This window comes from Mesorhizobium sp. 131-2-1, assembly GCF_016756535.1.
GTDB lineage: Bacteria > Pseudomonadota > Alphaproteobacteria > Rhizobiales > Rhizobiaceae > Mesorhizobium.
Window position 1 is genome coordinate 3,120,252 of record NZ_AP023247.1, and the last position, 19,334, is coordinate 3,139,585.

Consider the following 19,334-nt stretch of genomic DNA (forward strand, 5'->3'; position numbering starts at 1 on the left):
TGCCACTCAGCTTGATGCACTGGATAAGGCTGTCGGGGTTGCGGCAGCATCGGCTCTGCAAACCGGGCCGTCTTGGGCAGCGATAACGGCGCGTCGTTTAATTAGCCACAATGTCAGGAGATTGTGCCCGCCGGCGGCCGCCACCTCCAGCGCCCGCTTGGCGCTTTCCTGGCCCTTAGGGCTGGTCGCCCTGTCCTCCGCCCTGGATGTTCAGACTGAAACGGCGAGGTGGATGGGTCGATTAGGTGCCGCCGCCGCGGCGGCGACACTGGCGCTCTACGCTGCGCTCCAGGCGGTGGACGGGGTCGCCCTCAAACAGGCCGTAAACGCGTGGGCGAGCGCCCCGGACGCCGAGAAGGCGGCGCGCTTCGCGAGCGCCGAGGCAATCCGCTGGCTCGAGTGGGGGATGAGGAGCTACCAGGACTTTACACTGGGTCTCGCCTTGCTTCTGTTCGCAGCCTCTGCGTTGCTGACAGCTTGGCTTCCGCGGCCGATCGCCTATCTGATGGGGCTCTCCGGCCTCACCCACCTAACGCAGGGCTGGGTGGCCGGCTCCGAAGGCTTCTCGCCAACGCAATCGGTTGCAATTGTGCTGGCCTGGACCCTGAGCCTGATGTGGATGATCTGGCTTGCCGTCGTCGCCTGGCGGATGGAGGGTTCGGACCTCTCGAAGGCGTGGGCCGCCCCGCAGCCATGTAGTTGCTCGAGCTCGCGCATAGTGCCCCGCGTTCAATCCCGGCGGGGCGCTATGGCTACTGGAAGGTCAAGTGATTTCTGCAAAAATGATTCCGCCGCGATATCTCCAGAGTCGCGAAACCGTGCGCCCGGCGTTAAATAACTTGGCATGAACAGGGATTTGAGCGAGACGCAGAGTTCTGCCGGCGCTTCGGCTACGGTTGCATTTATCGATCTTGCAGGCTTTAGCGCCATCGCGGACGTTTATGGAGATGCAGCAGCAATCGACGTGCTTGAGATTTTCGAGAGCATGGTCCGCGAAGCCCTTAGCGGCTATGAACCTCCGATCAAATGGATCGGTGACGAGGCAATGCTCTCGTTTCCCGAGCCGGAAGTCGCGATCCAGGCGCTTGGAGCGCTGTTGCATGCATGCCGAAAAGAACCGCGCCTGCCGCTGACGCGGGCCGCGCTGAACCATGGGCCGGTCATCCGCCGGGCGGGTGATCTGTTTGGATCGACCGTCAACATAGCGGCACGCATTGCTGCGCTTGCGTCCCCCGGTCAATTGCTTGCGACCCAACCCATTGCCGATGCCGCTGCCGCCAAAGGCATCCTGGTTCGAGATCTCGGAAAGGTCGCCCTTCGATCGGTAGCTGGTGAAGTTCCCATTTATGAGATCGAACTTGCCCCCTCGCCTGACCCGGCCTGGATCGATCCGGTGTGCAAGATGCATGCTCCTTATGCATCCTATCGACGGGCTGCCCCGGAAGGGCCATGGTTTTGTTCGCTGCGTTGTGAAGAGGCATATCGGAAGTCGCCGCAGACCTATCCATTGGCTCGATGACACGGCTTGGCGCATTTGGCCCCTCTGGCGGAACGTCCACCTACTGATTGCTGCAGCAAATAGCTGACTGACCGCTCCCGGGCCCAAGCGCGACGTCCGAGTGGGCTTGGCGATGTCCGTAGTGACGCAAGACGGACCTAGCGAGCCATGGCATAGTTGTGGTCCTTTTTGACAGGCGAGCGAACCGCAAAATCGCCCGCAGCAAGGCCGGCGCCAAGGCATTGATATTGCTGTGGTCAAAACCTGGAGATTTTTAGAGCTACTCCCCAGCTTCGGAGAACAATGGTCATTCGGAGAGCAGTTTGAGGGAGAACGTTGTTTCCGCTCTCCCCAGCTTTCGGCCGCACATCCCGCAAACTCTGCGCTTGCGGGAAGCCATGAGGGGACCGGAGAATTGTTTGGACTTTGAGAGTGGTGTGGGAGAAGGGACTTGAACCCCCGACCCCAGGATTGATGCTTGGTGCCGACGTTGATTTTGTCAATTAAATCCGTCGCATGTCGCGTCCGACGCGTCTGCCGAGCTAAGCTCCCGCGGTGGCTGACGATCCGCTGTCGGCCGAGCCGATGGACGCCATGCTGACGGCGCACGCCGCTCTGTGGAAACAGTACTGCCGGCTGCAAGATGTCGTCGTGAGGACGGTGCCGCGCAGCGAGCTGTGTCGACGCTTCATGGCCATCCCCGGTGTCGGGCCGGTGACGGCGCTCTCCTTCGTGACCGCGATCGACGACCCGTTGCGCTTCCGCCGCTCGCGCGACGTCGCGGCCGACTTCGGGCTGACCTCGCGGCGCTGGCAATCCGGCTCGACGATCGACGTCCAGGGTCGGATCTCGAAGGCCGGCGACGCGGATGTGCGGCGTGCGCTCTACGAGGCGGCGTCAGGCCTGATGACGCGCTTCAAGGGCGCCGACAAGGTCAAGAGCTGGGGCCAGGCGATCGCCAAGCGCTCCTGCCACCGCAAGGCCTGTGTCGCGGTGGCGCGCAAGCTGGCCGTGATCATGCATGCGCTGTGGAGCGACGGCACGTTCTACGTCGGCGATCCGGCGGCAAGCCAGGCGAACGCCGACCGGCGTGCGCACGACAAGGCCCGCAAGCTGCTGGGAGCGCATCGATGAGCAGAAGACCGACAGTTCAAACGCATGGCGTCCGCACGCTGACGGACGCCATCTGAGACAAGGAGATCCGCTCCGGCGGATGAGGACCGATGCAGACCAGGAACGACGGAACGCACGTTATCCTGCCTGCGGCCGCGCCGATCGAAAGACGGCCGGACCGCGCTCGATTGCCTGTGACGCTGCTCCGTCAGACCGATGGCAAATTGCGCCACGACGGCTCGAGCGCTGCATTCGTGCAGCCCAAACACCCCGTCGCAGAGCGCGGAAGACTGCACGGCGCATCGGAACTCGACCTCGGAATCCCGGATCGTGACGTAGAGTATAGATTCGTGTATTATCGCACTCTGGGAGAGGAACTACGATGTTGCAGAAGTCTCGCAAAACACAACCGATTAAGACGGCAGGATAAAAGCCCGCACATTGCGCGCTCTTACGGTCGTTGTGTTTCAGTGAGTTACAAGGAAATTTCGCAATGTGTGCGTACTACCTGCACATCGCGGCGAGGATGATTCCTGAATGATATCCGTTGTTTGATGCAATGTGCGGTGCCTCCATCATCGGCAGGGTTGAAACCGAGAAGGGGCGAGTCCGAGGCGGCGCCGCCTGGCTCGGCCATGGGCTATCTATCCTGACATGAGTGCGCGAGCCGTCGTGTTACGGTACCCGGGATGCCTCGGCATGAAAGGAAGAGGAGAGATCACCACGACCAGGATCAACCGCCGCGCCTTGCTGTTCCATTCCGGCGCCGCCGTCTTCGCCTCGACGGTGGCGGAAACGGGGCGCGCCACTGAGCCGCCGCACCAAGTCCGACTGCCTCCCAACAAGTTGCGGGCACTGATCGAAGCGCACATGACGGCATACGTCGGGTTCGTCAGGGCCGTCCATGAAATGGGTGGCAGCAGCGGTGACTGCGACAGGGCGAGCCGGGAGGAGGAGAAAGCGCTGCTGGCTGTCTGCGCTTATCCTGCGGTCAGCGATGGCGATCGCTTCGCCAAGGCCCGATACCTTTTAGAGATAGAGGCCCGCGGCGAACTCGACCTGCCACAGCACATGCAGGCTCTTCTTCGCTCGACGATGTCGAAGACATAAGACCGCCGCGCCGGTTAGCCTCTGTCAACTCAACCGTAGCCGTCTCGCTGGCAGTAGCGCGTCGAAGCTTCACAAGTGTCCGCTTTGCGCCTCATTAAGTCGCTCCGGGAGGTCGTTGCATTCCCTGAAACCGGACATCGCCGCAGTTCGGACCAATACGCCTTTTTCGCGCCGCGGGCGCTTCTCCACTCTAAGGGCCGAGGCGGCCTGATCAGCTCTTGGCCCATAGTCGAACCACGGCAATATCTGCTGCGGTTACTCGCAGTGAACAGCTTTCACCGTCCGCGGCGTGCTGCGGGGCAGGGGCGACCGCCGATTCCTTGGCAGTCTAGCCTTGCTGCCGCGTCCAGAGCGTGGCGTCGTCCAACCCTAACAGACGTCTCTGTTGTCGATTCCGGTCAGTGGCTGTGTCCGAAAGGGTGACTGTTTCATACGTCGGCACAATAGCGCGCCGGACTTGCTCTGTTGTTAGCTCGGTTCCCGTTGGAGCAGTTCAGAAGGGTTTCTTGGAGCCAACCATGCGGGAATATACGTCTTCGCAATTCGGTCGCGGCGGTCCAGATGGGTCGGTTCCTCCGTATATGGACCTCTGCCTGCTGTCATCGATCGTTCATGATTTCAACAACCTGCTCACGCCGGTGGTGATTGCCCTGGAAGACTTGCAGCGCCGCCGTGCCGGCACGGCGAGAGAGCTCGGAAAGATCGATGCAGCGATCTACTGCGCGTTTCGCGCGAAAGTCCTCGCCCGGCAACTTCTCGAACTTGCGAATTCGCGGCCGGCACTCCCGGAGCCGACGGATATTCGCCAGCTGCTGGAGCAGTTCCAGGCCGTACTTGCGAACGTCCTCTCACCAAACATCAGGCTGACCCTGCATGTGGCGGGCAGTCTTTCACTGGCCTTCATCGATCGAGAGCTCGTCGAACGCGCGCTTCTCAATCTCGTCCTGAATGCACGCGATGCGATGCCCGCCGGCGGCGATATTTCCATTGCCGCCGCATTGGAGTTTCCACCTTCGAGCAAAACGAGTCTGCCGCAACGTATGATCCGGCTGTCCGTCTGCGACAACGGTGTCGGGATGGATGACGGAACGCTCCAAATGGCGGGTAAGAATAATTTCTCGACAAAGGCGAACGGAAGCGGCCTTGGCCTCGCTGTCGTCAGGCGGATCGTGGAGAGTTTGAGCGGCGGACTCTCGATAATCAGCACCCTTGGACATGGCACTACGATCGATCTGTGGCTGCCAGCCATCTCCGCGGATTCCAGCAACTGAATTCAAACCAGCCAGGAAGGAATGCAACGATGGACGTTTCTGCTCTACTCGCAAAATGCTTGGCGGCGCTTCGAGAGTTCGTGGCACCGAGCTACAGGCCGAAACTGCACCAAATGCGTGACACTCGCCGCGCCATCATGGTCGAATCGAAACAGGTGCTGCCGCTCCTGCGCAACCCTCCACGATAGGCTCGTCAATTCGTCCGCAGGAGGGAATTGAGTGCGTTTGGCGGTTCGCGATCCTCCCAGGTCAGGTCCGATTCCTGCCTGAGCCGCCTGAATGCTGGCGGGCCAAGCGCTCGCCATCATTCGTCTAAATCGCCCGTACTAGCCCCTAACTCGTCCCATCGAAAGTTTCGGTGCCCATGAGGCACGCCAAATCAGGAGTATTTCAAATGTCCAAGATCGCTCTCACCGCCGCCGCCATTCTTCTTGCAACGGCCACCGCATTCGCCGGTAGCGACCACCATGGGTCGGAGAATGTCAGCGAACCGAGGTCGCCTGTCAGCATCGACCATAGCTTCACCGCGTCCATTCGCACCCGGGTCAATCATGACAGCCCTGACTCGGCTACCGGTGTCTTCCAGTCCGAGCCTGGCCAGGGCATCTGGGGCCGCTGAGCGGCCCCAGTCACCGTGACCTGATGTCAGGAGACAGAAGTGATCAAAATCGCACTTGCTGCCGCAGCGGTGCTCGCCATGTCAGGAATAGCCCTTGCCGGCAGCGCCCACTACGGCACGATCAATAGTAACCACTCGGGTTTTGTCGACCAAACCTTTACCGCGTCGATCCGCAAGCCCGCCATGGGCAAGCATAGCATTGTCGATCCCAGGACGACGACTGTGGCGCCGACCGGTGAAACCTGGCCAGAATTCAACCGGGGGATCTGGGGCAACTGATCTCGACGACAACTGTGTAATGCCAAAAGCGGCGAGCCCAGGTTCGCCGCTTGCTCACGTCCGTCGTGCGCCGGCGCACGTTGGTAGTGAACGAACTGCGTCTATCCCGGAACGGCGTTGGGAGCGCGCTCGACCTTTCGAACATTGGAACACATGCCGTCGGCCACACGCGCGGGATCGGGCGATAACCGCCGTTCGGCGACAGTCGCAGGACCTGGGCGAACCGTTGCCTCCTCATGGCGGCGACCTCGACCTTCGGGGAACGTGGGCATTTAATACCTCGGTCTATGCTTCCTGAGTGAAGGACTTAAGCAGACTGGATGAACAGCAAATGCGCGATCGCTGCAGGGTGTAGATCTTCCGGGAGCCAGGGACTTTCGCGTGCCGCCATCCCCAGCCGGCACCGGTCAAGCGGATATACAATTCCTAGATCCACGATACGACAGGATAGGCAAGCCTATCTGTTTGGTAGCGTAGCCATTTTAGCCACCAGGTGCGACTTTTCCGAAGCGATCTTCTTTCTGAAGCCGCCGACACGGCGATGACCGGTCCTTGGCACTCAGGCTGACACCGGTTCAGGCACACAATGCATAACCGCCGATATAAAGGAGTTTCTCTCATGCTACCTCTGCTGCAGGCATTGCATCGAATTGCTGCTCAGCGCGGCGATGGATTACGGCCGGAATTTCTGCGGATGGCAGGGAAGGGAACATCCCCACGCACCATCGCGATTCGAACAGAGTTCGCCGCGCTGGCCGACTACTACCAAGCTCCTGTCGCATCGGGGGATGCGTCGAGCGGAGAGGAAATTGCAGCATGCGAACTTGGTCTCACATGGCCCAACTCGTGCGATCGTCTCAGGACGTCCTTCGATCCACGCTACCGGGCTGAGCTCCGCCACATGCGGTGCCCAGGGCCTGCCTGCGGCGGCTGTGCAGGTATGGGCGACGCAGAATGCGTATCGCAAAAACTGCAAGGCGAGCATCGGCAATGACCAAGCACCTTGTCGATCCTGAAGTTATATCCAGCGCTGTGGCGAGCGGCGAGCTCCGATCGCCAGTGTCGGCCCCTCTGCCGCTTCTGACGCCGGTGACCTCGGATGAAATCGTACCGGTACAGCCGACCGGGCGCCGGAACATCAAGCGTGTCCTTGCCGCCGTCGTGGTTCTGGCGGGCACCGGTGCAGGCGCTTACTATGGGCACGATTACTGGACGACAGGTCGATATCTGGAATCGACCGATGACGCCTATGTGAAGGCTGATTCGACGACAGTTGCACCGAAGGTCTCGGGTTACATCGCCGAGGTGCTGGTCCGCGACAACCAGAAGGTCACGGTGGGGCAGGCTCTGGCGCGCATCGACGACCGCGACTTCCGCGCCGCGCTCGACCAGGCCGAGGCCGACATGCGGGCCGCTGAGGCGACCGTCCGCAATCTCGACGCTCAGATCGTTTTGCAGCGGGCGCTGATTGAGCAGGCGAAGGCAACGGTCGCTGCAACTCAGGCCTCGCTGAGGTTCGCCGCGGTTGACGCCGACCGTTACGCCACGCTGGCCAAGAGTGGCACTGGAACAGCGCAGAAGGCCGAGGCCAGCCGCGCCGGGGCGGACCAGCTCGCCGCTGGGCTGGTGCGCGACCAAGCTGCGGTCGTTGCGGCTGAGGTCAGGATCGATGTTCTCGCAACCGAACGCGACAAGGCGCTTGCTCAGGTGGACCGTGCGCAGGCCGCCGGCGAGCAGGCCAGCCTCAATCTTTCCTATGCGACTATCACCGCGCCGGTCGACGGTACGGTCGGCGCGCGCACGCTGAGGGTCGGTCAATATGTCGGGGCCGGCACTCAGTTGATGGCGGTGGTGCCGCGGAATGCCGTCTACGTGGTCGCCAATTTCAAGGAGACACAGCTCACATATGTTCGCGACGGTCAGCCGGTGCGGGTTGCCATCGACGGCTTCCCTGGTGTCGAGCTTGAGGGCCACGTCGACAGCCTGTCACCGGCAAGCGGTCTCGAATTCGCACTGCTGCCGCCCGATAACGCGACCGGCAATTTTACCAAGATCGTGCAGCGCATCCCGGTGAAGATCACGATCGACGGCGACGAGCTCGGTGGTCTGCTAAGGGCCGGCATGTCGGTCGAGCCTACCATCGACACCAAGGCGACGGTGCTTGCCGCGAATGGCCGGTCCGCACGGCCCGACACGCTCTCCTTCAATTGGAAGACCGAGGCCGCGGCGGAGCGCGCCGAGTAGGAATTCGCGGGCATTTGGGCTCGTCTCCCTGCACGCTAGGAGTGGCAGCCATGACAAGCATTGCGTCGTCTATCGCGGCTCCGGCTCGAACTGCCCGGAACGAGACCGGAACCGCTGGCACTACCGCTTCGCCGCGCGTCTGGGTGGCGGTGGTCGGCTCCACCCTCGGCGCTTTCATGGCCGTGCTGAACATTCAGATCGTCAATGCCTCGCTGGCCGACATCCAGGGCGCCATTGGAGCCGGCATCGACGATGGCGGCTGGATCTCGACCGCCTATCTCATCGCGGAGATCGTCGTAATCCCGCTGACGGGATGGCTGTCCCAGGTCTTCTCGCTGCGCAACTACCTCATCACCAACGCAGTGCTATTCCTCGCCTTTTCAGTGGCTTGTGCCTTCGCCGCCAACCTCGGACAGATGATCGTGTTGAGGGCCATCCAGGGTTTCACCGGCGGCGTGCTCATCCCGATGGCCTTCACCATCGTCATCACACTGCTTCCCAAGGCGAGACAGCCGATCGGATTGGCGCTCTTCGCAATGTCAGCAACCTTCGCGCCGGCCATCGGCCCGACAATCGGCGGCTATCTCACCGAGAACTGGGGCTGGCAGTACATCTTCTACGTCAACCTTGTGCCCGGCGCGTTGATGGTCGGCATGCTGTGGTTTTCGCTCGACCGCCAGCCGATGAGGCTCGCCTTGCTCGGCAAAGGCGACTGGCCTGGCATCGTGACCATGGCCGCCGGTCTCGCGGCGCTGCAGACGGTGCTCGAGGAAGGCAACAAGGACGACTGGTTCGGCTCGCTTTTCATCCTGCGGCTGGCGATCGTCGCGGCCGTGTCGCTCTCGCTATTCGTCTGGATCGAACTCACCTCGAGCCATCCGCTGCTCAACTTGCGGCTGCTCCTGCGTCGCAATTTCGGCTTCGGCATCCTGGCCAATTTCATGCTGGGAACGGCGCTCTACGGCTCGGTCTTCATCCTGCCGGTCTATCTGGCGCGGATCCAAGGCTACAATGCCGAGCAGATCGGCTTGGTGCTCGCATGGACCGGCCTGCCGCAGCTCCTGCTGATCCCACTGGTTCCCTACCTGATGCAGCGCTTCGATGTGCGTCTTGTAATCGTGACCGGCTTTGCGCTCTTCGCTGCCTCGAATTTCATGAACGTGCACATGACCGCCAACTACGCCAGTGACCAATTGTTCTGGCCGAACATCGTGCGGGCGATCGGCCAAGCCCTGGTTTTCGCACCGCTCTCGGCGATCGCCGTATCAGGCATCGAGCAGGAGAACGCCGGCTCGGCATCGGCTTTGTTCAACATGATCCGCAACCTTGGCGGCGCCGTCGGCATCGCGCTGTTGCAGACCTTCCTGACTAAGCGCGAGCAGTATCATTCGAACGTGCTGGTGCAGTCGGTCTCATCGTTTGAAGAGGCAACGCGTTCCCGCATCGCGAAGCTCACCGCCTACTTCCTGTCGCATGGCGTAAGCGATCACGCGCTTGCCGCGCAGAAAGGGGTGATCGCGATTGCACTGAGGGTCCGACAGCAGGCCTACATCATGGCCTTCAGCGACACGTTCTTCCTGCTTGGGATTGCCCTGGTGGTTGCGCTCGCGGCCACTCTGCTCCTGAAGAAGCCCGACCATATCGAGGGCGGCGGCGGGCACTAAAAGCGGCGTGGCAACACGATAGGTCAGGGTCGAGCCACCGACGTATGAAGTGTTAGATGGCGCTTTCGGTGCCGATTCCGAACTACGCGCAACTGATCGACCTCTCTACGGTGCCACGACGGGAAAGAGCCAGGGCAAGTACAGGCCTGCCGGAGGCACAGGCGTCAGGAGGAACCGCATTGAAGGCAACCCTGCTTTTGGCGGTGTCAGCGCGTCCTATAGGGGCGCATGATCCTCAATATCCGCATCGATTCTGCCAGGGGGCGCTCCGGATGTCGGCGGCAATGGCCCGCTGCCGTGTCCGAAACCCCTAGCGATGTCCAATGGGTTGTCAGCCTGACCGATGCCCGCCGCAGCTCCGAAGCGGCGGGCAACCTGCAAGAAAGAGCCCCGGCGCTGTGCGCTGGGGCCGATATGCATCGCATTTTCAGTGGCTGGCTAAGCTGCCTGCAGCGGGACACTCTTGGGCGCGCGGGCGTTTCGCGCGGCCCAGTCGAGTGCGAAGTCCGCGACCTCCTCCCAGCCTGGCTGAAGACAGGTCCAGTGCGAGCGGTTGGGATAGATCTTCAGCTCGGTCTTCGACGGCGCCTGCTTCTGCTTTTCGAACATGGCCTTGGTCATCTTGGCCTGGGCTATCAGGTCGATACCGCCGCCAATGAGCAGCAGAGGTGCGCGATTGGGGTTGTCCCAGCGGATCTTCCCTGCGGCCGAGACCAGGCCGTCCCAGTAGATCTTCCCTGGCGTCGGGACAATGTAGCGGTCGTACATGGTATTGACCTGCGCTGCAGGCACGGTCTGTGCGAAGCGCGTTCTGAAGAACGTCCGCGACATGGTCATGGCGCGGCGCCAACTCCCCCAGGAAAAGAACACAGGGAAGGTCGACTTGATGGTCTGCCACCCGACCAGTACGCCGGAAGTCGGGGCGGGGTCGATGGCGACACCGACCACGCCGAGCCCCCGGTCAAGCAGATGCTGCGTGACGGTACCGCCAAACGAGTGCCCGATCAGGATTGGTGGCTCGGGCAACGCGCGGATGAGCCGATCGTAGTGATTGATGAGCTCGTTGATGCCGACCCGGGCGAGGGCGGGGTTCGGGGACGCACGTAGCTCGCTTGGAGATCGATCGTCGAGCGGCCATGATGGAGCGATGACGGTGTAGCCCCTGGCTTCGTAACGCGCCTTGAAGCCTTCCCAGCAGTGGGCGTTCAGCCAGGCGCCGTGGATTAGCATGATGGTCTTGGACATTGGTCGCTCCGTCGGTTCTGCTTGATATGCCCGTGCTCCGCATTTGCTCGATCGACCAGCGCCGATAAGAGCCATCAGAACGCTACGTCGAGGGGGCGCGCGCAGTCGACTGCATCAAGGCCGTGGATGGCTAGTACAGGGGAGCAGGATGTCCCGCGCGCTGGGGTAGTGCCGACAGGCAAGAGGCAAAGCCGCCGTTGGCTTGAATAGTGCCGACGTTCGGACGTTTTGCGAGGGGTCACCTAAGCTCGCGACGGATTTGCCATAGACCTGAGAATGGCATGACCGACGCCTCCGTCCGATGTTGCGCGGGCTGCGGCGGGGGCAATCTGCTCAGCGACGCCGGGCGGCCGTCCGTGGAGGCACATGCCGATCCACGGGAGCCAGCGGTGGAGGCGGTCGTGATGGCCGCGGGAATGGCGATCAACAGGAGACAAGTATGAACACGAACGTGAGCTTGGACGACATTTCACACTCCGGTCGACCGGGGTCCGACGAACTGGTTCCGTCGCGCTACGCACTCAAGGTCGGCGACATTGACGTGTTGGTTATCAGCGATGGAGTGTTACCAATTCCATCCCAGACGATCGCATACAATGTCGACCCGGCCGTCCGGACAGCTTGGCTGGAGGACGAGTTTCTGTCGCCGGAGATGCTCGAGTGGCCGCTGAACGTGGTCGTGGTGCGCAGTGGCGACCAGACCATACTCGTCGACGCCGGGCTAGGGGCGGACCCGGACTTGCACCTGCCGCGGGCCGGGCAGTTGGTTCATCGACTGGAGGCCGCCGGCATCGACCTCGCATCAGTGACTGATGTGGTGCTGACCCACATGCACATGGACCACATTGGCGGGCTGCTCGTCGACGGCGTGAAGGAGCGGCTGAATCCAGACCTGCGGATTCACGTGGCAGCCGCCGAGCTCAAGTTTTGGGAGTCGCCAGATTTCTCGCGCGTCTCCATGCCTCAGGGATTCCCGGATGCGCTTCGTCGGGCGGCCAAGCGTTTCGCGAATGAATACCGTGGCCAGTTGCGCCCGTTCGATCACGAGCACGAAGTGGCGCCGGGGGTAGTCGTCCAGCGCACTGGCGGCCACACCCCCGGGCACAGCGTGGTTCGCCTGGCGTCCGGCGGCGACCGGCTGACATTCGCCGGGGACCTTGTATTCCAGGTCGGGTTCGACCATCCCGACTGGCACAACGGCTTCGAACACGACCCAGAGGAGGCGGCCCGCGTCCGCATCAGTCTTATGCGGGAACTCGCGGCGAACCGCGAGCCGCTGGTGGCCACTCACCTGCCGTTCCCGTCCGTCTGCCATGTGGCGGTGGACGGCGACGCCTTTCGTTGGGTTCCGGCCGTCTGGGACTACTGACCATCTTGCTGGGCTAGGACCAGACCCGCCGAGGTGACGTCACAGTCGAGAGACATAGCGCCATGATCGTCTGTTCGTGCAATGTGTTGACCGATCAGGATGTCCGCTCCGCTGTTGAGGCGGAGCGGACACGCTCGACCAGTCAGGTCTATAACCGTCTCGGCTGCAACCCCAAATGCGGCCGCTGTGTGGTCACCATCCGCCGCCTCACGGATGAGGAGTTCGGCAGGGCCCGTTCGGCAAAGGCCTGCACGCGACTATCGCAACTCTGACTCGGCTGCCGCCGGCCACAGCGTGGCTTTCCGCGCACAGCCGTGGCATGCCACGGCCGCGGAGACAATCAACTCCTGTATCGTCGTGGGTTATGCAGCCCCATACCGAAGTATAGGTTGGGCATCGAAACCTCTGTGCTCGATCGCACTTTGGCGTAGTAGCGCTGCCGATCCCAATTCCGCTATCTAAGTTCCGACGGTGACGTCACACGTTGGTGGGGCATGTACGGACTACCTATGACAAGCATCAAGCGCAGCTCATTGGTTGACGTGTGGCGGACGCGCGGTTGATAATATGCTGTGTAAACGCAGCTAATTTCGTGTCCAGCAGATCTCCCTGAGGCGAGGATCATGGGCGTGCTAGATTCAGCATCCGGAGCATATTCAGGAAGCGAAGGCCGCCCGATAGCGATTCTCGTGGATGATGACACAGAAGTCCGCGACTCCTTGGAGGAGTTGCTGAATTCGGTCGGTATTGAATCGATATCGTTCTCTTCGACCCAGGCAGTGCTGGATGCAGAGCTTCCAGATCGCCCGGCTTGCCTTGTCCTCGATGTGCGCATGCCGGGTCTGAGCGGCCTCGATCTCCAGCATCTTCTACTGGCCAAGGGCATCCAGACGCCGGTAGTGTTCCTGACGGGGCACGGCGACATCGCGATGAGCGTGCAAGCGATGAAAGCGGGAGCGGTTGACTTCTTGACCAAACCTGTGCGCGACCAGACCTTCCTCGACGCGATATCGGTCGCCGTCAGCACCGATATCGCCCGGAGAGCGGCGGCGACCGTATCGCGCAAGACCATGGCGCTCTATGAGACGCTCACTCCCCGTGAGCGTGAGGTGCTCAGGTTTGTCGTCTCCGGGGCGATGAACAAGCAGATCGCATTCGATCTCGGCATCAGCGAAATCACCGTGAAGCTCCATCGGAGCAACATGATGAAGAAGATGAATGCAAGATCCCTCACGCATCTTTTGAGTGCTTGGCAGTCTTTGCCGGCCGAGGCGCGCTGATTGCCACTCGAGATGCGGCTCCCGCTCTGGGGACAATATGCTCGCAGCCAGAAGCAGTGGTCGGCAGGACCGAGGCTGATACCGGAGCCGGCGGATGGGCGGTTTCGAGAGGGTCTGAAATGGGACTGACGTCAATGACACAACGCCGCGCCGTGGTTGCGGCGATCGGCGCTGGGTCAGTCTTACTTGCATTCTTTGCCGGAGAGCCTTCAGGCCTGCTGGTCACCATTGCAGTTATATGCATTTGCCTCGGATGGAAGACCGGATTGGCGGCGATTGCCGCAGCCAGCCTGTTTTCGGCCGTGATGCTGCCGGCCTACGGGGCCGAGAATGGCGCCGTCCGGTTGCTGGCGTTTGTTGCTGCCGCGCTTGGCCTTTGGCTTGTGGTGAACATTTTCAGAAGGATGAGCTTTTTTGACCGCGTCTACCGGGGAGCTGGACCGAGTATCGCCGATATTCCCGGCTTCGGCTGGTCTGCTAACGCGGACGGGCGCCTTCGAGTCCTCAACGCTGCAGCGCTCGAATACGTTGGCATTACCGTGGAAGAAATGCGCGAGATCATGGATGCAGACGACTCCTGGTGGCTGAGATTTGTTCATCCCGACGATGTTGAGACGACTATCGCGAAATGGCGCCACAGTCTGCAGACCGGCGAGCCGATGATCGAGGAGCAGCGCTTGCGCCGGTTTGATGGCACCTATCGATGGTTTCGCGAAACAGGGGTTGCTTCGCGCGATGAGCGGGGGCGAATAGTCGGCTGGTATGGCCATACCGAGGACATCGACGACCGGCGCAGGGCGGAAGCTGCGCTACGCCAGAGCGAGAGAGAACTGAGGCTCTTGGTCGATACGGTTCCCACCATGATCTGGCTGATGACGCCGGCGGGATTGCCGTACTATTTCAACAAACGGTTCGTCGACTGGGCAGGCATCGACTCGACCAAGGTCGAACCGCGTGGCACCCGGCAATTCGCCTCGCATGTGGAGTTGTTCCATCCTGATGATCGGGCCGCCGTCAAGGCCGTCTTCCAGAAGTCCTTTGCCCGCGGAGAGTCACTGCAGCACAAAGGCAGGCTGTGTCGGAAGGATGGGGAATATCGCTGGATCGATTCGCGCTTCGAACCGCTTCGCGACGAAGATGGCGCTATCCTTCGCTGGTACGGCGTCAACTTCGACATCGACGATGAGGTCCGCGCTCAGGAATCCCTGCGTCTTGCGGACGAACGGCTCGCGCGCGCCTTACGCGCCGCCAGCCTGTCCGAACTGTCGGTGTCGATTGCCCACGAGCTCAACCAGCCGCTGCAGGCGGTCGTGTCCAACGCCGGCGCTTTCCAGAGATGGCTGAACGCCGATCCGCCAAATTTCGATCATGCCAGCCGGGTCGCCCAGAAGATCATCAAAAACGCCGACGCGGCGGCGCAAGTGATCAGCCGCATCCGGGCGCTGTTCAGCAAGAGTGAAGGCGAACCGCACGCAATCGATTTGAACTCCGTGATCCGGGAAGTCTGTGACCTGCTGGGTGACGGGCTCGCATCGAGCAGCGTCAAGCTGGACCTTCATCTAGACCCCCACCTTCCTGCGGTGGCCGCAGACCGCGTTCAGATGGAGCAGGTCGTCCTCAACCTTGTTCGCAATGGCATCGAAGCGATGCAGGACGTCGCCACTAATATGCGAAGCCTGCTGATCGTCTCGCGACATCAGAATGACGGCACAGTCGAAGTCGAAGTGCGAGATCGCGGCCGCGGGCTTGGCAATCCGGAAATGATTTTCGAGGCGTTCTACACGACCAAGCCGGATGGAATGGGAATGGGCCTGGCAATCTGCCGGTCGATTGTCGAGGCACACTGCGGACGGCTATGGGCCGAAAATGTCGAGACCGGGGGGGCATCGATAACCTTCAGCCTTCCCATCAGCGCTGCCAACTCCGCCAGCACACCTGACGCTGCAACTGTAATCGCCGGAGTGGGCGCTTTCAGAGGCTGATCCGGGAATCGGCAATCGACTGCCCGATCTCGATGAGCGTGTTGACCACAATGTACAGGATCCCGAAGACCAAAGCGACGCCCAGCACTGCCGGCAGATCGGCGCTGGCAAACGCCTGTACGGCGTAAAGACCCAACCCAGGCCACCCGAAAACACGCTCGACTACAAGCAGATTGCCCAAGAGAAGACGGATCTGCAGGCCGAGCATGGACAGCGGGGCCGTGGCGGCATTGCGCAAGCCGTGTCGGAACAGCACCTTCGTCTCGCTGAGACCCTTGCCGCGGGCGGTGCGAACATATGCCTGGCTCATGACGTCGTGAAGCGCACCGTTCAGGCTTCGCCCAACTGCGATGCCGATAGGCAACGCCAGTGCAAGCGCGGGCAAGATCAGGTGAAGCAGTGCGTCGCCGCTGACTTCGGGGCGGCCGACCAGTATTCCATCGATGACGTTGAGCCCCGTAGGGCCTGCGAAGTCGGGGTAGGAAAGTCGGCCCGCTCCGGGAAGCCAGCCGAGCCGGAACCAAACAAAGTAGGTTAGAAGCAATGCTGACAGAAAGATCGGCGTGGAGCCCACCCCCACTATGGCCAGCCTAATGCCGCGCGATCCCGGGATCAGGAACTGAAGCGCCGCCATCACGCCGGCGAGCGCCACTCCCAAGGCGATCGACGCCAGCACGAGTTCAAGCGTGGCGGGAAGATACTGCCGTATATCATCTGATACCGGCTGTCGGGTCCTTACCGACGTCCCCAGATCCCCATGCGCGAGGCGCAGCAGAAAGCGTCCGTACTGAACAACAGCCGGGTCATCCAGTCCGAGCTCCTTGCGCATCGCTTCGACCGTTTCCGACGGAGCGTTCGGCCCGGCGATGGCGCGCGCCGGATCTGCGGGGATGATGCTTTGGAGACCGAAAACGATGAAGCTCATCACCAGGAGAACGACGACTGCGCCGGCAAAGCGTTTGGCGAGATATGCCAGCACCTACGCCCCCCTCAGCGCGGCGCGAATGCCGTCGCCCGCAAGGTTGGCGAGGAGGCAGAGGATAAAGATAATCGCTGCGGGCAGGATCGGCAGCCACCAATGGACGGTGAGACTGTCGAGGGTACGCGCCGTCATGGCCCCGAGTTCGGGCGCCGGTGCAGGCAGTCCAAGGCCGAGGAACGACATCAGCGACAGCGTCATGATAATGTTGGCGACATCCAGTGACGCCCCGATGAGCAATGCCGGGACCGCTCCCGGCAACAAGTAACGCAACAGCAGGCGCGGACCGCGGACCCCGGCGATTCGGGCCGCCTCGACATGAGGACGGGCCTTGAGGCGACGAATGTCATCACGGGATATGCGCGCATACCAGGGCCACCAGAAGATGGCGAGTGCAGTCATCGTGTTGACGAGCCCAGGGCCAAGCGAAGCCACGACAGCGAGCGCGATGATCGTTCCTGGAAGGACCAGGAACAAGTCGACGATCCGGTCTATGACCAAGTCGACCTTTTCGCCCATCAGGCCGGAAATCAGTCCGACCAGGGAACCCAACACAAGACTGAAACCGATAACGACAAGCCCTGGCAGCCACGTGTATCGAACGCCGAGGATCACGCGCGAGAACAGGTCGCGGCCGATCTCGTCAGTGCCGAACCAATGTTCGGCCGAAGGCGGCAGGTAGGCTCCGGCGACGCGCAGCTGCGGGTCGAACGGCGTGATCCAGGGCGCCAGCACGGCCACAACGGTAACGACCGGCAGGCCGACAATGCCGACGCTTTCAAGCCAACCGGCACGCCGGAAGAAATCGCGCCAGTTGAACCGAGGTCGAGCGGGAAGCGTGTCCGGCCTGCTGGTCATCGCCCGTGTCCCGCCTGCAGGCTCGGCATCGCCGAGATCAGGGAGCGCGTGTAGGCGGACTGTGGCGCGGCTATGATGGCATCCGGGTCGGCGACCTCGACCAACTCGCCGTCCTTCAGCACCGCGACACGGTCGGCGATGATCCTGGCGGCCGCCAGATCGTGGGTCACGAACAGCATCGCCATGTCGAGTCGCCGCCGAAGGTCGCTAAGAAGGTTCAATGTGGTGGCCGCCAGCGACACGTCCATGGCGCTGATCGGCTCATCGCAGAGCAGAAGCCTTGGCGGGACGATTACCGCGCGAGCTAGAACCGCGCGCTGGCACTGCCCGACCGACATCTCGGCCGGCAGCGCGTCCATCAGCACCGGATCGAGCCCAACCAGCTTTATCGCCTCACCGACGCGACGGCGGCCGTAGTCGCTGTCCAGCGAAACGGAGCGCAGTCGCTCCCCGATCTGCTCGCCGATCGTAAGCCACGGCGTCAGTGCCGCAACGGGGTCCTGAAAGACGACTTGTGGAGGAAACTTGTCGAAGCGCGTAACAGTGCCGCTCTCCGGTAACACGAGCCCGGCGGCAATCCTCAGAAGGGTAGACTTCCCTGCGCCACTCTCGCCCACCAGCGCCACGCACTCGCCAAGCTTGATCGAGAGGTTGATTGACTTGAGAACGGGCTGCGGTTGGCGGCGACCCCAAAATGATCGGGCGCCTGTAGGATACGCTTTTCCAACGTTGGATAGCCTCAAGGCGGCGGTTTGCTGGATCGTTTGAGGCGGCCAGGGTTGCGCACCGGCGCGCTGCGCAGAGATCAATGGGGTCTGTTCCTGGTAAAGACAGGCGACTGCGCCACCGTGGACGGAGGCAGGCTCCAGCCGAGGGCGGATCGCTGTGCAATCTGGCTGGACGATCGGGCAACGTGTCGCGTAGGCGCAGGCGTTTTCGGCATTTTTTGTGGGCCTGCGCTCGGGCGGGAGCGTGGGAAGCGGTCGCTGTCGATCAGAGTCCAGATCGAACCGAGCAGCAAGCAGGCCGGCGGAATAGGGATGCGCGGCATTTCGGATCACGTCCTGTATGCGGCCCATTTCAACGATGCGTCCGGCGTAGAGAACCAGGACGCGGTCGGCCAGTGATGCCGCCACACTCAGATCGTGCGTAACGAACAGGATTGCCGTCTGCTGCTCGCGGGCGAGATCGCGCAACAGGTCCAGGATCTGCGCCTGCATGGTGACATCGAGCGCGGTAGTCGGTTCATCGGCGATAAGCACTTTCGGTCTTGCCATCATGGCCATGGCGATCAGCACGCGCTGACGCTGTCCCCCCGAGAGCCGGTGCGGAAGCGCATCGGCGATGCGGTCGGGGTCAGGCAGGCCGGTTCGGCTGAGCCAGTCTTCGATCGATCCATTTGCCCCGCCATTGGATTCTCGCATCTGGCGGCGGATCGTCATCGTGGGGTTGAGCGCGCTCATCGGATCTTGCGCGATGACGCGGACAAGTTGGCGGCGAGCCGATTGCCAGGTGCGCCGTCTCGCGCCGACGAGCTCGATTCCGGCAAGCCGGATCGAGCCACTGACCTGCGGCAGATATTCGCGCGGCAGGAGTCCCTGAAGCGTCAGCCCGATGCTTGTCTTGCCAGAACCGCTTTCCCCGACCAGTGCGATGATCTCGCCCGGAAACATGTCGAAACTGATGCCGTCGAGGACGCGGGAAGGGCGGCCTTCGCGGCTGAGAAAGACCGAGAGATCTTTAACGGCGAGGACTGACTCGATCACAGGTTCGGACATTCGGTGCGAAGGCTTGATCATCTGTGGTGCGAGCCTGAGCTGCTT

The 19,334-nt window shown here is 61.9% G+C and carries 16 protein-coding genes and 2 pseudogenes; 13 read left to right on the forward strand and 5 right to left on the reverse strand.

All coding sequences use genetic code 11. The annotated features are described in order from the left end of the window. Window positions 1–114: 114 nt before the first annotated feature. A pseudogene (locus tag JG743_RS34770) lies at window positions 115–177 on the reverse strand (ATP-binding protein); the annotation flags it as partial. Between the two features lie 55 nt (window positions 178–232). Between JG743_RS34770 and JG743_RS14970 the strand changes: the two are divergent. From JG743_RS14970 to JG743_RS15010, 9 genes and pseudogenes are all read left to right on the forward strand, one after another. Further along, entirely contained in the window at window positions 233–838 is a 606-nt protein-coding gene (locus JG743_RS14970; RefSeq protein WP_202301762.1) for a hypothetical protein, read from the forward strand. A gap of 18 nt (window positions 839–856) precedes the next feature. Beyond that, a complete protein-coding gene (locus JG743_RS14975; protein ID WP_244673150.1) occupies window positions 857–1,519 on the forward strand; it encodes a hypothetical protein in 663 nt (220 codons plus the stop codon). Window positions 1,520–2,050: 531 nt separating this feature from the next. Next, window positions 2,051–2,632, forward strand: a pseudogene (locus JG743_RS14980) (transposase); the annotation flags it as partial. Between the two features lie 678 nt (window positions 2,633–3,310). Continuing rightward, window positions 3,311–3,721, forward strand: a complete 411-nt coding sequence (locus JG743_RS14985) for a hypothetical protein (RefSeq protein WP_202301767.1) — start codon at window positions 3,311–3,313, stop codon at window positions 3,719–3,721. A gap of 518 nt (window positions 3,722–4,239) precedes the next feature. Beyond that, the gene (locus JG743_RS14990) at window positions 4,240–4,992 is read left to right on the forward strand and encodes an ATP-binding protein (RefSeq protein ID WP_244673151.1); all 753 of its coding nucleotides are present in this window, start codon (window positions 4,240–4,242) and stop codon (window positions 4,990–4,992) included. A gap of 394 nt (window positions 4,993–5,386) precedes the next feature. Then, entirely contained in the window at window positions 5,387–5,611 is a 225-nt protein-coding gene (locus JG743_RS14995; RefSeq protein WP_202301769.1) for a DUF680 domain-containing protein, read from the forward strand. 39 nt (window positions 5,612–5,650) lie between these two features. After that, window positions 5,651–5,890: a DUF680 domain-containing protein gene (locus JG743_RS15000; protein WP_202301771.1), complete on the forward strand. Its 240-nt coding sequence runs from the start codon at window positions 5,651–5,653 to the stop codon at window positions 5,888–5,890. Between the two features lie 990 nt (window positions 5,891–6,880). Then, the gene (locus JG743_RS15005) at window positions 6,881–8,134 is read left to right on the forward strand and encodes an HlyD family secretion protein (protein ID WP_202301773.1); all 1,254 of its coding nucleotides are present in this window, start codon (window positions 6,881–6,883) and stop codon (window positions 8,132–8,134) included. A 50-nt stretch (window positions 8,135–8,184) separates the two neighbouring features. After that, window positions 8,185–9,798: an MDR family MFS transporter gene (locus JG743_RS15010; protein WP_202301775.1), complete on the forward strand. Its 1,614-nt coding sequence runs from the start codon at window positions 8,185–8,187 to the stop codon at window positions 9,796–9,798. A gap of 438 nt (window positions 9,799–10,236) precedes the next feature. Here JG743_RS15010 and JG743_RS15015 read toward each other — a convergent pair whose 3' ends face one another. Beyond that, window positions 10,237–11,043: an alpha/beta hydrolase gene (locus JG743_RS15015; RefSeq protein ID WP_202301777.1), complete on the reverse strand. Its 807-nt coding sequence runs from the start codon at window positions 11,041–11,043 to the stop codon at window positions 10,237–10,239. Window positions 11,044–11,482: 439 nt separating this feature from the next. Here JG743_RS15015 and JG743_RS15020 point away from each other — a divergent pair, with 439 nt between their 5' ends. The 4 genes from JG743_RS15020 (at window position 11,483) to JG743_RS15035 (ending at window position 15,674) form a co-directional block, all read left to right on the forward strand. Further along, entirely contained in the window at window positions 11,483–12,412 is a 930-nt protein-coding gene (locus JG743_RS15020) for an MBL fold metallo-hydrolase (protein ID WP_202301779.1), read from the forward strand. Window positions 12,413–12,474: 62 nt separating this feature from the next. Next, on the forward strand, window positions 12,475–12,684 hold the full coding sequence (locus JG743_RS15025) for a (2Fe-2S)-binding protein (protein ID WP_202301789.1): 210 nt from the start codon (window positions 12,475–12,477) through the stop codon (window positions 12,682–12,684). A 351-nt stretch (window positions 12,685–13,035) separates the two neighbouring features. Next, window positions 13,036–13,692, forward strand: coding sequence for a response regulator transcription factor (locus JG743_RS15030; RefSeq protein ID WP_202301798.1), 657 nt, complete (start codon window positions 13,036–13,038; stop codon window positions 13,690–13,692). Between the two features lie 134 nt (window positions 13,693–13,826). After that, window positions 13,827–15,674: a PAS domain-containing sensor histidine kinase gene (locus tag JG743_RS15035; RefSeq protein ID WP_244673152.1), complete on the forward strand. Its 1,848-nt coding sequence runs from the start codon at window positions 13,827–13,829 to the stop codon at window positions 15,672–15,674. Here JG743_RS15035 and JG743_RS15040 read toward each other — a convergent pair. Genes JG743_RS15040 through JG743_RS15050 form a run of 3 tightly spaced genes read right to left on the reverse strand, consistent with a single transcriptional unit; the run spans window position 15,664 to window position 19,310 of the window. Next, window positions 15,664–16,653, reverse strand: coding sequence for an ABC transporter permease (locus tag JG743_RS15040; RefSeq protein ID WP_202301811.1), 990 nt, complete (start codon window positions 16,651–16,653; stop codon window positions 15,664–15,666). The genes JG743_RS15035 and JG743_RS15040 overlap by 11 nt on opposite strands. Further along, the gene (locus tag JG743_RS15045) at window positions 16,654–17,511 is read right to left on the reverse strand and encodes an ABC transporter permease (RefSeq protein ID WP_202301813.1); all 858 of its coding nucleotides are present in this window, start codon (window positions 17,509–17,511) and stop codon (window positions 16,654–16,656) included. Beyond that, a complete protein-coding gene (locus tag JG743_RS15050; RefSeq protein WP_202301815.1) occupies window positions 17,508–19,310 on the reverse strand; it encodes an oligopeptide/dipeptide ABC transporter ATP-binding protein in 1,803 nt (600 codons plus the stop codon). Before JG743_RS15050 ends, JG743_RS15045 begins: the two co-directional genes overlap by 4 nt. Window positions 19,311–19,334: the final 24 nt, after the last annotated feature.

Coding starts and splice junctions, on each gene's coding strand:
- JG743_RS14970 (WP_202301762.1), top strand. CDS start 233: ATGGGTCGATTAGGTGCCGCCGCCGCGGCGGCGACACTGGCGCTCTAC.
- JG743_RS14985 (WP_202301767.1), top strand. CDS start 3,311: ATGAAAGGAAGAGGAGAGATCACCACGACCAGGATCAACCGCCGCGCC.
- JG743_RS14990 (WP_244673151.1), top strand. CDS start 4,240: ATGCGGGAATATACGTCTTCGCAATTCGGTCGCGGCGGTCCAGATGGG.
- JG743_RS14995 (WP_202301769.1), top strand. CDS start 5,387: ATGTCCAAGATCGCTCTCACCGCCGCCGCCATTCTTCTTGCAACGGCC.
- JG743_RS15005 (WP_202301773.1), top strand. CDS start 6,881: ATGACCAAGCACCTTGTCGATCCTGAAGTTATATCCAGCGCTGTGGCG.
- JG743_RS15010 (WP_202301775.1), top strand. CDS start 8,185: ATGACAAGCATTGCGTCGTCTATCGCGGCTCCGGCTCGAACTGCCCGG.
- JG743_RS15015 (WP_202301777.1), bottom strand. CDS start 11,043: ATGTCCAAGACCATCATGCTAATCCACGGCGCCTGGCTGAACGCCCAC.
- JG743_RS15020 (WP_202301779.1), top strand. CDS start 11,483: ATGAACACGAACGTGAGCTTGGACGACATTTCACACTCCGGTCGACCG.
- JG743_RS15025 (WP_202301789.1), top strand. CDS start 12,475: ATGATCGTCTGTTCGTGCAATGTGTTGACCGATCAGGATGTCCGCTCC.
- JG743_RS15030 (WP_202301798.1), top strand. CDS start 13,036: ATGGGCGTGCTAGATTCAGCATCCGGAGCATATTCAGGAAGCGAAGGC.
- JG743_RS15035 (WP_244673152.1), top strand. CDS start 13,827: ATGACACAACGCCGCGCCGTGGTTGCGGCGATCGGCGCTGGGTCAGTC.
- JG743_RS15045 (WP_202301813.1), bottom strand. CDS start 17,511: ATGACCAGCAGGCCGGACACGCTTCCCGCTCGACCTCGGTTCAACTGG.
- JG743_RS15050 (WP_202301815.1), bottom strand. CDS start 19,310: ATGATCAAGCCTTCGCACCGAATGTCCGAACCTGTGATCGAGTCAGTC.